Genomic DNA, 342 nt, shown 5'->3' on the forward strand with positions numbered 1-342 from the left:
GTAAGCTGCTTAAGACGCGCTCTTAACTTCTTAGCCGTTTTTAAGTCACGTCTGCCCCAAACATAAGCAACAATCTCATTGGTAGCACGGTCATAAGCATAAATAAGCCAAACTTTACGCTTTTTGCGATACACGTAAGTCCAGAATTCATCAACCTCTAAGCGTTCATAGTAGCGCTTCTTAGGCGCGATCTTATAAACAGATGAGCCTATGGTACTAAGCACTTTTCCAATACTGACTGAGGCCATAACCGCTATGTCTCTAACACCGCAACCATGAACCGTCATTAGCCGTATTTTATCTTCTATTTGGGAGTGACAACCTTGGTAGGTTAAAGCATGA

1 protein-coding gene is annotated in these 342 nt (G+C 42.4%); it reads right to left on the minus strand.

The genetic code is table 11. The annotated features are described in order from the left end of the window. The coding region (locus CXF65_RS01140) for an IS1 family transposase (RefSeq protein ID WP_198551938.1) at nucleotides 1–342 on the minus strand (342 nt) is incomplete at both ends.

Origin of the sequence: Psychrobacter sp. Sarcosine-3u-12 (genome assembly GCF_002836005.1) — a bacterium.
Taxonomy (GTDB): Bacteria; Pseudomonadota; Gammaproteobacteria; order Pseudomonadales; family Moraxellaceae; genus Psychrobacter; species Psychrobacter okhotskensis.